Source organism: Jatrophihabitans sp. YIM 134969, assembly GCF_054456675.1.
The window spans coordinates 14,696-26,496 of the sequence record NZ_JBTJEQ010000034.1 but is presented as its reverse complement, the minus strand read 5'-3'; the positions used below and the strand labels follow the sequence as shown (position 1 = coordinate 26,496).

The window sequence follows — 11,801 nt, the reverse complement described above, 5'->3', positions numbered from 1 at the left end:
AGGCCCGGATTGTGCCGGTACAAAAACCCCCTGACCGGGACGAAACGTCCTGGTGGACGACCGTCAGGAGCGGCGGTGGTCCCACCGCATCGTGACCGTGTCCTCGACCGGGCCCTCGAGCTCCTCCTCGACGTAGCCGGTCACGGCCACGCACTGCACGGTCACCGCACCGACCTCGGCCGTCCCCGTCACCTCGACCCGCAGGAAGTGCCGGAAGAACGGCGGGGCGTTCCAGCTGAAGAACGGCGAGAACCACTGGTGGAAGCGCCGGCCGCCGACCCGCAGCACCCAGTGGGCGGCGAACCGTCGCGCCCACGGCACCCGCACCGGGTGCAGCAGCACCTCCCGGACGCGCACCGGTACCTCGTCGGCCGTGACGTCGCGCTCGGCGTACACCGTGGCGGCCGCCTGCGCCGCGCTGAGCGCCACGTCGGGGAACCAGTGCGGCAGCTTGTCGCGCAGGACCCGGCTGTAGACGGCGAGGGAGTCCATCCGCAGGGGGTAGGTCCGGAAGTCCGCCTCGCTGACCCCGAACCGGTCGTGCGCCTCGGACTCGTCGATGCTGTCGATGAGGTGGGTCGCGTGCATGAACGCCCCACCGCCACCGGCGACGACGTGCTGGTACTCGCGCCCGCCGTGGCGCACGGGGTAGCGCTGGTAGTTGTGGATGTCGCCGCCGATGCTGCCGAGGTACCGGAACGCGGGGTGGTGGACGACGTCGAGCACGGTCTCGAACGAGGTCCACGAGTCGTCGTCGTTGCGCCGGCCGTGGTGACCGCGCAGCCGGCACGGGTCCACCCGGCCGTCGACGAGCAGGGGCTTCCCGGTGAGCAACAGCTTGGGCCGCGGGTCGTCGGACACCGCGAGCAGCCAGGCGGCCTGCTGGTCGTCGAGGTCGCCGAGGATGCCGGTGTCGATGCACACCAGCCGGACGGGGCCGGTGTCGATCACGAAGTAGGGGCCGGGTTGACGGATCGGTTGCCGTTGGTCCGCGTGCGGCCGTAGGGCCGTGGCCTGCGCGACGGCTGTCGGGTCGACCGTGGGCGGGCGGTGCCACAGCGCCCGACGGAACGCCACCCGCCACCGGGCGTCGCCGGTGCCTGCGCGGTCGGCGCTGCGGCTCGCCTTGGTGTACCGCTCGGTGCGACCCACGAAGTGGTGCTGGAACGCGGCGAGGTCGTCGTACCAGTCGTGGTTGCCCGGCAGCGCGTAGACCGGGCGGCGCAGCTCGCGGTAGGGCGCGTAGAAGGTGCGCTCGTAGGCGTTCACGTCGCCGAGCGGGTACTGGGCGTCGCTGCAGATCACGAGGAACGCCGCGTCGTCGGCCTGCTGCAACGCCTGCGCGACGGCGAACTGGGCGTGGTCGCCCTCCCCGGTGTCGCCCATGAGCAGGAACGAGACCGGCTGGTCGTCGCCGGAGCGGAGGTCGACGGTGAGCTCGGCGGGCGAGAGGCCCGCCACCCAGCGGCCCCGCTCGAACGGCACCGGGTCGGAGACCTTCGCCAGTCGGTCGTTGCGGCACGCCCAGAGCACGCGGGGGTCGAACCACGACAGCGGTCGCCGGGGCGGCAGGTCGCGCATGAGGTGCGGCCAGGTGCCGAGCCGGTGGGGCGCCCGCCCCGGCTGGTCCCACCCCGCGGCGAAGTCGCTGGTGCGCGAGCCCGCGGTCACGACGCCCGCCGGTGCAGGGCGCCTGCGGCCAGCCCCAGGGCCCGGGCCCGGTCGCGCAGGTCGTGCGCGCCGCTCGGTTCGAACGACAGCAGCGTGCGGACGACCTGACCGGTCGTGAGGGTGGCGCCGCCGCGGTCGAGCACCCCGCCGTCCGCGCCGCGCAGGGTCCACCGTTGCACCCGCGCCTTCGACCGGTGCCGAACGGGTAGGGGTGTCTCGATGTCGAGAGACTCAGCGTCGTCACCGGCGCCGACGCGGGCGCTGACGCTGAGCCGACGGCTGTCGCCGTGGCCGACGAGTTCCGCACCGGTCGTGCTGAACATCCGGTAGCCGTCCGCGTCGGTCCGGAGCGCGCCGACGCCGGTGAACCGGCCGCCGTCGCGGACCGCGGCGAGGTCGTCGGCCTCCAGGACGACGGTGGTCGAGGCGGTCCCGCGGTCACGGAACCGGCCGTCGGCGCGCAGGGACAGGCGGGCGCCGAGCCGCCGCGCGGGCGTCGCGGTCGGGGTCGCGTCGAGTGGCACGCCGTCGGGCTTGCGCTCGGAGAGGTAGTAGCAGGCGTCGCGGTAACCCGTGGCGATCAGGGTTTCCGCGTCGATGCGTCCGGCGAGGAAGTCGGGGTCGAGGGGGATCGGCAGGTCGGGGCGCACGAGGTGGACGGTCACCGGCGTCGTCGAGCCGAGCACCGCCTCGCCCGCCCGGCGGCGGGCGTTGAGATCCGCGATCCACTCCAGTTCGGCGGTGAGCCCCGCGACCGCCGACATCTCGATCATGTGGACGTACTGCTCGAGCGCGCCGGTGCCCCACCGAGGGGTGTTGGCGATGCACCAGGCCACCCAGATCTCGGTGCAGCCGCGACGGACCGTCTCGGTGAGGTTGGCGTCCTTGATCCACACGGCGTCGGTCCAGGCCGTACCGCCGCGTTCCACCGCCGGCATGACGCCGGCCAGTGACACCCCGGCGATGAGCAGGTCCTCGTCGACATCCGTGTGCGGTACGGCCACGCACCGCTTGGTGGTGAAGTCGGCGACGTTGAACGAACCCGTCGGGGTCGCGGCGGCCCGGACGCGGTCGAGGTCGACCCCGAGGTGCGGCAGCACGGTCCGCCGGATGCTGCGGGCGCTGCCGAACGCCGACCAGTTCGTCGGCGACCGCAGGTACGCCCGCCACGGCTGCGGGGCCACGAACGCCTCGACGTCGAGGGTGCGCCACCGCTCGCCCATCTCGGCGGGGGTGAGGCCGGACAGCAGCATCGCGGTCGTGAAGATGCCGCCGGAGCTGCCGTCGACGTGGTCGAACGCGAGTCCGGCCTCGGTGAGCGCGGTGAGCACGCCGGTCTGCCACGCCACCCGCATGCCGCCGCCGGCGAGCACGAGGCCGCGCCGGCTCACGTCGGCCGTCGCAGCATGCGGGCCAGCAGCACCGCGCTCGCCGCGTCGAAGGCGGCGACGCCCAGCGCGGCGCGGCGGTAGTCACCCTGTGCCACACCGAGGGCGACTCCGCCCACCGCTCCCGCCTTCTGGGCGAGCGCCCAGCGCAGGATGACGGGGGTCGTGGTGCCGTCGGTGAGCAGCCCGCCCGACACCGTCATGAACATCCCGACGACGCGGAACAGCAGCGGCGCGGGCGCACTCGACGCGGCGCCCATCGCCCGCAGGGAGGTCGACGGCGCAACCAGCAACCCCAGCCCGGACAGGGCAGTGGTGACACCGATGCCGCGTGCAACGGTCTTGTCGTTCACGACCAGCTCCCCGTGCTGACGAGGGTGATGAACCACCCGGTCACGCAGATCCACTCGACGATCCAGAAGAGGTAGCGGACCACGTTCAGGCGCACCCAGCGGGTCAGCAGGGTGGTGAAGACCTCGTCGTCGGCAACCGGTTTGTAGAGGCGGCGGTTCACCGGCAGGATCGCGACGACGGTGAACGCGGTGGCGCCCACCACCGCCGCGGTGAACACGACGATCCACCAGCGGCGACCGCCGTCGTCCCACTCCCGCGCCGACAACCAGGCGCCGGCCGCGATCATCGCGACGCTGAGGACGGTGAAGATCGCCACGGCGCGACGGACGGGATCACCGAAGCGCTCGGGGAAGTTCGCGGCGCGGGTGGTCTTCAGGGCACCGGGGAACTGGAGGACCACCAGCGAGTAGCCGAGCCCGAGGTAGAGCGACGCGCCGAAGAGGCAGACGGCGCCGAGCCAGGCCTCGAGCGTCATCGCCCGGCCGCCGTCGGGGCGGGTAGCCAGTCCTCGCTGACGGGCAGGTCGACGACCGATTCCAGTCCCTCCGGCGGCGACGCCGGGTCGGGCGCGGTGGCCGTGGTGAGGAACCAGCCCTCGCAGTGGTCGTCGAGGATGCCGTGCGAGTGCGGCAGGCACGCCACGAACGCCGGGTCGGTGGCGATGTCGAGCTCCCGGAGCGGGTCCATCCGCGGGTGCGGTCCGAGCAGCAACGAGCCGCGGGCCCGTGATCCGGCGGCCACCTCGACGTCGTCGGAGAACGCGATCGACGACTTCCAGAGCATCCCGCGGAACTGGCAGTAGTTGGCGGCCGAGAGGTTGCGCAGCGGCACCCGGAACCCTCCCGGCCGGTCGACGGTGACCCGGAGGCACAGGTCACCGTCGAGGTCGTACTGACTCGACATCTGGTCGTCGGTGACCAGGAAGTCCAGGCTGGCCTGGTGTTTGGGCATCCCCCAGATCCCCTTGCCGCCCTTGACCGACACCAGCGAGCTCACCGGCAGGTCCCACACGTACTGCCCGAAGGCCGACGCACCTTCGCGCAGCAGCATCCGGGCCAGGCCGTCGCCCGCGCGGCGGTGCACGCACGCGATGGCGATGCTGAACTCGACGTACCTGCCGATGTCGGTGGTGCGGTAGTCGATGACCGTGACCAGCAGCAGGCCCCGACCGCCGGGCAGGGCGACCGGCCGCAACTCCTCGCCGGGCAGCAACGCCGCCGCGGCGGCGCGGTCCACGGTGAACCCGGTCATCAGCGCCGGCGAGTCCTCGGAGTTGACCGGCATGTCGAAGCCGATGCCGTCGACCATGGCGTGGGTTCCCGCCAGCGCGCGCTGGCGTCGGGACTGTCTCATCGGGCGAGCTCCTCGAGGATGAGGGGGAGGGTGTCGCGGGCGGCGTAGCGGCCCATGAACACGTCGAGATGGCCGTAGCCCGGCACGACGTGCAGCGAGTGGAAACCGGGGCGGTGGGCGTCGAGGTGGGCGAAGGTCCGTCGCTGACTCTCGGGCAGGAAGCAGCGGTTCGCCGCGCCTGCGATGAGCGCGAAGCGGGCGTCGGTGGCGGGCGGCCCGCCGACCGGGTCGGGTCCGAGACCGTCGACCGCGCCGGTCGGCGTGATGCGCCCGCGGGCGATGGAGTGCGCCATCTGCGCGAAGAACGTCATCGGCACCGGGCCGAACTCGTGGCGCAGCCACTCGTGGGTGGTGGGTGACAGGTTCTCGTGGGCCCACAGCGCGGGTCGTCCGGCGCCGTAGGTGAAGCTCACCATCTTGCAGACGTCGTTCCCGCACTCGCGGTGCGTGAGCCCCACCGTGCGCAGCATGGCCTTCGGGATGAAGCGGTCCGGTCCCGTGCCGCTGCCCCAGCCCGGGTCGACGAACGGCAGGAACGGGGCGAGGACCGGCGCCACCCGGGCGATCTTGAGCCGGGAGAAGGGCGGGACGACGGGGTGCAGGGACATCGCGTTGGACACGATGACCTCCACCTCCGGCAGGAGGCCGGCCACGGCAGCCAACGCGAAACTGCTCGACCCCTGGCAGTGGATCACCGCGCGCAGGGTGTCCGCTCCGGTGCGGTCCAGCACCGTCCGCACGATGGCCGGGTGGTCGAACACCGCCGCCTGGTCGAGCGTCCAACGGTTCGGCGGCAGGTCGATGCTGGCGCGCCAGTTCGCGAGCCAGACGTCCCAGCCGTCGCCGAGCAGGGCGTCGACCACGGTGCGCCGTTCCGGCGCGCGGAAGATGTCGGCGCGCACGCCCGCGCCGTGCACGAGCAGGACCGGCCCGCGCGACGGCGGACGTGGCCCGGTGACGTGGTGGACGTTGAGCGCCATGCCGTCGCCGGCGGTCACCGGCACGACCTCCGTGGTCACGGCGGTCGGGTCCAGGACGGCGGTCACGCCGGCACCTCGGCGCGCGGTCGGCGGGCGTACGTGCGGAGCAGACCGCCACCGAAGAAGGCGCCGAAACGGCCGATGCCGGCGGGGTCGCCCCGGAACGTGGTCATCTGCCGCGCGAACATCGGCGCGTTGAGCCGGAGGATCCCGCGGGTGTACTCCGACCCGGCCGGCGCGTCGAAACCCTGATCGCCGTGGACGATCCGGGTGAACAGGGTCGTGGTGTCGGGCCACAGGTCGAAGTCGCGGTCGTTGCCCACGAGCTTGTGCCCGAGCAGCGTCATCGGTCCGGTCGGGGTGGCGAAGGGCAGGCGGTAGCGCATGAGGTGGCGACCGGCTCCGGAGTCCGGCGCGAAGAGCTGGAACTCCCCGTCGGTCACCGGTAGGTCGGCTGCCTGGATCGCTGCACAGCGCACCGATCCCGTCGCCCGCATGCGGTGCTCCGGGTCGGCGAGGGCGGCGCCGACGTCGTCGGTGCCGATCGTCAACCGGAACGCCAGCCGGTGGCCGTCACGCAGACCGGTCCAGTACCCGGCGTCGTACGCCGGCGCTCCCGGCCGGTGGAAGCCCCGCATGCCCTCGGTGAACCACGCTGCACCCACGACGCCTCCTCAGACCCCGGCCCGGACACCGGCGGGTGTGCCGGCGAGGCTGGCCGCGAACGGGCCGTCGGCCTCGGTCAGCAGGTCGTCGGCGATCCGGTCGGCGACGGCTGCGATCGTGAGCGACGGGTTGGCCCCGACCGGACCGGGCAGGATCGAGCCGTCGCACACCCGCAGTCCGGGTACGCCGTCGACCCGGCCGTACTCGTCCACCACACCGGGGCTCACGCTCGTGCGCATCGGGGACCCGCCGAGCGGGTGGACGGTGACGACGCGGTTGAGCTGGTAGGTCGGGTTGACCTGGTAGCGGGCGCCGAGGGCCGCACCGAGTTCGCGCATGTTGCGTTCCATGCGGTCGAAGTAGTGCTGTGACGTGCGGGTGCTCCACGTGCTGTCCAGGATCGGCTCGTCGTGGTCGGGCACCTCGCGCAGGTGCAACAGTCCGTCGGGGACGTCGCGGCCCATCCCCAGGATCGGCAACGCGTTCTCGCTCACCGCCGCCTTGCCCATCACGGTCGAGATGTCGTGCCCGAGGCGGGTGCGGCGCCGGCCGGTCAGCTGGGACCACGCGCGCCGCGCGACGATCTCCCCGCCCCGGCGCAGCAACCCGCCCGCCTCCGACAGTTCGGCGAGCCACGCCGCGAACCCCGGGTACCCCGCGTCCTCCAGGTACATGCCGTGGTCGGCGGCGAGGCCGGTGTCCACGCGGTCCGGGTAGCGGACGTAGGACGAGATGACCGGCCCGACCGTCCCCTGCAGCGGGGTGTCGGCGCCGAACCAGAACCCGAGCAGATCGCCGTTGCCGCAGAAGCGGGTGCCGAGCGCGGGGCTCGTGATCCCGAGCCGGTCGCGGTTGACGAGCAGCAGGTAGGTGCTGCCGTAGGTGCCCGCCGACACCACGACCCGGCGGGCGGTGATCGTGGTTTCCCGCCGTGGGGCGTGCTGGTCGTGCGGGTCCCACGTCCGCACGCCGACCTCGAACCGACCGTCGGGCCGGCGCGTCACGGTCTTGGCCTCGGTGCACACGCTGATGCGCGCACCGTGGTGGCTGGCGGCCGAGAGGTAGGTGTGGTCGAGCGAGCTCTTCGCGCCTTCGTTGCACCCGACATCACACTCACCGAGCATCCGACAGGTGCGGCGCCAGCTGCCGTGGATGTTGCCGTACGGCGCGGGTGGCAGTTCGGCGCCGATCGCGGGACGGCCGGCGCCGTCGCGGAACCGGACGGCGAGTGGTGCCAGGTGGAATCCGCCCTGCCCGGCCGCCGCCCGACGCATCGCGGCGGTCTTGCGGAGGTGGAACGGCGACCGCGGGTCCTCGGAGAAGGGGGTCTCCTGCACGTCGAGGAACTCCGACACGCGCGCGTAGTGCGGTTCGAGGTCGTCCGCGCCGATCGGCCAGTGCTCGGTGACGCCGGGCTGGTAGGGGTGCGGCTGGGTGAACCACGACGCGTCCTTGCGCAGGAGCACGTTGGCGTAGATCAGCGACCCGCCGCCGAGCCCGCTCGACACGATCGAGTCGATGCCGCTGAACGACCAGGCGTCGAACAGGCCGTACTGGTCGTCGTCGGGTGACCAGAAGTTCGCGGCGACGCCCGCCGGGGAGCGGGGGAAGTCGCCGGGGGCGTACGCCCGCCCGCGTTCGATCAGGGCGACCTGCTCGCCCAGGTGCTCGGCGAGGCGGGCGGCGACGACCGAGCCCCCGAAGCCCGATCCGATGACCAGGGTGTCGACCGCGGCCGGTGGCGCGCCGATCTGGTAGCCCACGGCGCTCGACCCCCGATGTCCGCGGCGACGTCCACGCCGAGATGATCACGAGTCTGGGCCCGGACCTGCCACCGGGCCAGAGCCTTTCGGGTGTCCGAAAGGGCAGAGCTCGACCGCCGTCAGCCCGGTGGGGGAGCGGACCGTGGCGGGTGGAGTTCTCAGGCCGGCGGAGCCATGCTGGAGGGGTGGACGTCGACCCCGTGACCACCGTGCCCCGCCGTCGTCGCGCCTGGGCCGTCCCCGCGGCGGCGGTCGTGGTGGTGGCCGCGGGCGCGGTCGTGTTCAACGTGTCCACCGCCGACGCCAACCCGAAGCTCCCGGCGCGCACGGCCGAGCAGCTGATCGCGAGCGTGCTGGCGTCGCAGACCCGGGCGCTGTCGGGAACCGTCACCGAGACCGCGGACCTCGGCCTGCCGTCGCTGCCCGGCGCCGCGTCGCAGGCCTCGCTGTCCTGGCAACAGCTGCTCACCGGCACGAACACCGCGCAGGTGTGGATCGACGGTCCCGACCGGCAGCGGCTGGCGGTCACCGCCCAGCTGTCCGAGGCCGACGTCGTCCATGACGGCGACGACGTGTGGACCTACACCTCCGCCGACGACACGGTCAGCCACCAGGTGCTCCCGGCCCACCGGGCGGAGGACGCCCCGGACCCCACGGCGTCGATGACCCCGACCGGTGTCGCCCGGCAGCTGCTCGACGCTGTCGACCCGACGACCGCGGTGTCGGTCTCCGACACCGCCACGGTCGCGGGCCGCACCGCCTACACGCTGGTGGTGGAACCGCGTGACGCCCGCACGACGATCCGGCAGGTCGCGATCGCCGTCGACTCCGAGACCGGTGTACCGCTGCAGGTCGAGGTGTTCGGCTCGGCGTCGACGCCCGCGTTCGAGGTCGGCTTCACCAGGATCGACTTCGCGACGCCGCCCGCGTCGCAGTTCGCGTTCACCCCGCCGGCCGGAGCGACGGTCACGGAGAACCCCTTCGGCGGTGGTCGACCGGCCACCTCGGTGCCGGCCGGCCGAGCCCCCACCGCGGCTCCGACCGTCGTCGGTGACGGGTGGACCTCGGTGGTCGAGTTCCCGGACGCCAAGGCGCTGCTGACCTCGTCGAACGGGCTCCTCGACCAGCTCACCAGCAAGCAGCCTGACGGCAGCCGACTGTTGCACACAGCACTGGTGAACGCGGTGCTCACGACGGACGGCCGTGCCTACGTGGGCGCCGTCGCGCCCGACGTGCTCCAGCAGATCGCCCGGTCCCGCTGACCGCGTCGGTGGAAGCGGCCGTTGCGACCCACGGGCTGACGCGCCGGTTCGGCCAGCAGACGGCGGTCGACGGCATCGATCTCGCCGTACCTCGCGGCTCGGTCTACGGCTTCCTCGGTCCGAACGGTTCGGGCAAGACCACGACGATCCGCATGCTGCTCGGGCTCGTCCGCCCGGACGCCGGCCGCATCGAGGTGCTCGGGGAGTCGGTGCCCGACCACGCGGGGCGGGTCCTCCCACGCGTCGGCGCGCTCATCGAGGGCCCGGCGTTCCACCCGTACGTGTCCGGCCGGCAGAACCTGCGCCGCCTCGACCTCGCCGACGCCACCGCCGACCCCCGGACCTCTGACCGCCGCATCGACGAGGCCCTGGCCCGCGTCGGTCTCGCCGCCGCGGCGGGCAAGCGCTACCGCCACTACTCCCTCGGCATGAAGCAACGCCTGGGCCTCGCCGCCGCGCTGCTGCAGCCCCGTGACCTGCTGGTGCTCGACGAGCCGACGAACGGCCTCGACCCGCAGGGCACCCGTGAGATCCGCCGCCTGGTGCGCGAACTCGCCGATGACGGCACCACGGTGCTGGTCTCGAGCCACCTGCTCAGCGAGATCGAGCAGATGGCCACGCACATCGGGATGATGTCGGCGGGACGGCTGCTGCGGCAGGGGCCGCTGGCCGAGGTGCTGGCGGCCGGTGCGGCCACGGTGGTGGTCACGACGCCGGACACCGCGGCGGCCCACGACGTCCTGACCGCCCTCGGTCTCGCCCCGACGGTCGACCGGGACTCGTCGTTGCTGCGTGCACCGATCGGTGACGTCGCCCCGGAGGCGGTGGCCGAGGCGCTGGTGGGCGCGCGAGTCCGCCTCCGCGGACTGCAGGTCGAACAGCCCGACCTCGAGGACCTGTTCGTCTCGGTGACCGGGGAGGGGTTCGACGGTGTCCGCTGACCCGGTCGTCCGTCGTCACCCTGGGGCGTTCTGGCGGCTCTACCGCAGCGAGGTCCGGCTGGTGCTGCTCCGCCGCCGCAACCTGGTGCTGCTGGCCTTCCTCGCGCTGGTCCCCGTGCTGATCGGCGTCGCGGTCAAGGTCAGCAACCCCGGCTCCGGTGACGGCCCGCCGTTCCTGGACCGCATCACCGGCAACGGTCTGTTCCTGGTGTTCACGGCGCTCACGGTGTGTCTGCCGCTGTTCTTCCCGCTCGTCATCGGCGTGGTCGCGGGGGACTCGATCGCCGGCGAGGCCGGGCAGGGGACGTTGCGCTACCTGTTGACCGTGCCGGTCGGCCGCACCCGCCTGCTGGCGGTGAAGTCCGCGGCGGTGCTGACCTTCACGGTGCTGGCGGTCGCGGTGGTCGCGGTGGCCGGGCTGATCACCGGGGCGGTGCTGTTCGGTGTGCGCGCCCTCGTGCTGCTGTCCGGGACGTCGGTCGGTGTCAGTGGCGCTCTGGTGCGGATGCTCGCGGTCGTCGGCTACGTGTCGCTGGCGTTGTTCGCCCTGGCCGCCGGCGGGTTGCTGATCTCCACGCTCACCGAGAACGCGCTGGCGGCCATGGCCGCGACGGTCGGGCTCGCCATCGTGTCGACCGTGCTCGACGCCGTCCCGCAGCTGTCGGGGATCCACCCGGCGCTGCTCACCGACCACTGGTTGGGTTTCGGCGAGCTCCTGCGCTCGCCGGTGTCGGGCGCCGACCTGATCCGCTGGTGCCTGCTGCACCTCGCCTACGTCGCGGTGTTCCTCTCCGCGGCGTGGGCGCGCCTGACCACCGAGGACGTCACGAGCTAGCGGGCTTGCGACGAGGCCGGGCCGACCGTGGAGGTTGCTCGCGCATGCGGTCGCGCAGTTCTCCGAGCACGCGGGTCAGCGTGGCGGCGTCCGCCGGGTCGAGGTGGTCGATGAGCATCTCGCGGACCACGTCCTGGTGGTCGGGGAGGATCGAACCGATCAGCTTCCGGCCGGCCCCGGTGATGACGACGACCGTGCCCCGGTCGTCGTCGGGGTCGGGTACACGCTCGACCAGACCGCGCCGCTCGAGCTCGCGGGCCTGGTAGGTCAGGCCGCTGCGGCTGTACACGACGCGGTCGGCGATGTCGGTCATCCGCTCGCGGCCGTGCTCGGTCCCGAGGTGCAGGCCGGCGAGGATCTGGAACTGCACGAAGCTGAGGTCGCCGTCGCGCCGGATCTGCTGTTCCAGGGCGTACTGCAGCAACCGCCCCGACTCCAGCAGGGCGAAGTACACGGCCATCTCGGCCGGGTCGAGGTCCTCCCCCTTCGCCACGGCGCGAACCGTACCCGAGCCTGTTGCTGCGAAGTCGAAGCACCTGCTAGGGTCGCCAAGTGCTTCGGATTCGCAGCACCTGAGACGAGGAGACA

At 72.7% G+C, this 11,801-nt stretch carries 12 protein-coding genes; 3 read left to right on the top strand and 9 right to left on the bottom strand.

All coding sequences use genetic code 11. The annotated features are described in order from the left end of the window. Positions 1-63: 63 nt before the first annotated feature. The 8 genes from ACXR2U_RS16930 to ACXR2U_RS16895 form a co-directional block, all read right to left on the bottom strand. Positions 64-1,671, bottom strand: coding sequence for a metallophosphoesterase (locus ACXR2U_RS16930; RefSeq protein WP_458826241.1), 1,608 nt, complete (start codon positions 1,669-1,671; stop codon positions 64-66). Then, positions 1,668-3,062: a patatin-like phospholipase family protein gene (locus ACXR2U_RS16925; protein ID WP_458826240.1), complete on the bottom strand. Its 1,395-nt coding sequence runs from the start codon at positions 3,060-3,062 to the stop codon at positions 1,668-1,670. The genes ACXR2U_RS16930 and ACXR2U_RS16925 overlap by 4 nt, the downstream gene beginning before the upstream one ends. Next, a complete protein-coding gene (locus ACXR2U_RS16920; RefSeq protein ID WP_458826239.1) occupies positions 3,059-3,412 on the bottom strand; it encodes a hypothetical protein in 354 nt (117 codons plus the stop codon). Before ACXR2U_RS16920 ends, ACXR2U_RS16925 begins: the two co-directional genes overlap by 4 nt. Next, positions 3,409-3,888: a DUF1772 domain-containing protein gene (locus ACXR2U_RS16915; protein ID WP_458826238.1), complete on the bottom strand. Its 480-nt coding sequence runs from the start codon at positions 3,886-3,888 to the stop codon at positions 3,409-3,411. The genes ACXR2U_RS16920 and ACXR2U_RS16915 overlap by 4 nt, the downstream gene beginning before the upstream one ends. Further along, positions 3,885-4,766, bottom strand: a complete 882-nt coding sequence (locus tag ACXR2U_RS16910; protein ID WP_458826237.1) for an acetoacetate decarboxylase family protein — start codon at positions 4,764-4,766, stop codon at positions 3,885-3,887. The genes ACXR2U_RS16915 and ACXR2U_RS16910 overlap by 4 nt, the downstream gene beginning before the upstream one ends. Further along, positions 4,763-5,746, bottom strand: a complete 984-nt coding sequence (locus ACXR2U_RS16905) for an alpha/beta hydrolase family protein (RefSeq protein ID WP_458826258.1) — start codon at positions 5,744-5,746, stop codon at positions 4,763-4,765. The genes ACXR2U_RS16910 and ACXR2U_RS16905 overlap by 4 nt, the downstream gene beginning before the upstream one ends. Positions 5,747-5,808: 62 nt before the next feature. Then, a complete protein-coding gene (locus ACXR2U_RS16900; RefSeq protein WP_458826236.1) occupies positions 5,809-6,411 on the bottom strand; it encodes a hypothetical protein in 603 nt (200 codons plus the stop codon). A gap of 9 nt (positions 6,412-6,420) precedes the next feature. Continuing rightward, positions 6,421-8,175 (bottom strand): GMC oxidoreductase, encoded by a 1,755-nt coding sequence (locus ACXR2U_RS16895; RefSeq protein WP_458826235.1) that lies wholly within the window; start codon positions 8,173-8,175, stop codon positions 6,421-6,423. A gap of 185 nt (positions 8,176-8,360) precedes the next feature. Between ACXR2U_RS16895 and ACXR2U_RS16890 the strand changes: the two genes are divergently transcribed. The 3 genes from ACXR2U_RS16890 to ACXR2U_RS16880 are packed head-to-tail and all read left to right on the top strand — an operon-like array spanning position 8,361 to position 11,213. After that, positions 8,361-9,437: a LolA family protein gene (locus ACXR2U_RS16890; RefSeq protein WP_458826234.1), complete on the top strand. Its 1,077-nt coding sequence runs from the start codon at positions 8,361-8,363 to the stop codon at positions 9,435-9,437. Between the two features lie 8 nt (positions 9,438-9,445). Beyond that, positions 9,446-10,378: an ABC transporter ATP-binding protein gene (locus ACXR2U_RS16885; protein WP_458826233.1), complete on the top strand. Its 933-nt coding sequence runs from the start codon at positions 9,446-9,448 to the stop codon at positions 10,376-10,378. After that, a complete protein-coding gene (locus tag ACXR2U_RS16880; protein ID WP_458826232.1) occupies positions 10,368-11,213 on the top strand; it encodes an ABC transporter permease in 846 nt (281 codons plus the stop codon). The genes ACXR2U_RS16885 and ACXR2U_RS16880 overlap by 11 nt, the downstream gene beginning before the upstream one ends. On the opposite strand, the gene ACXR2U_RS16875 is transcribed toward ACXR2U_RS16880, so the two are convergent. Further along, positions 11,203-11,706: a MarR family winged helix-turn-helix transcriptional regulator gene (locus tag ACXR2U_RS16875; RefSeq protein WP_458826231.1), complete on the bottom strand. Its 504-nt coding sequence runs from the start codon at positions 11,704-11,706 to the stop codon at positions 11,203-11,205. The two genes, ACXR2U_RS16880 and ACXR2U_RS16875, sit on opposite strands and share 11 nt — an antisense overlap. Between the last annotated feature and the right edge of the window lie 95 nt (positions 11,707-11,801).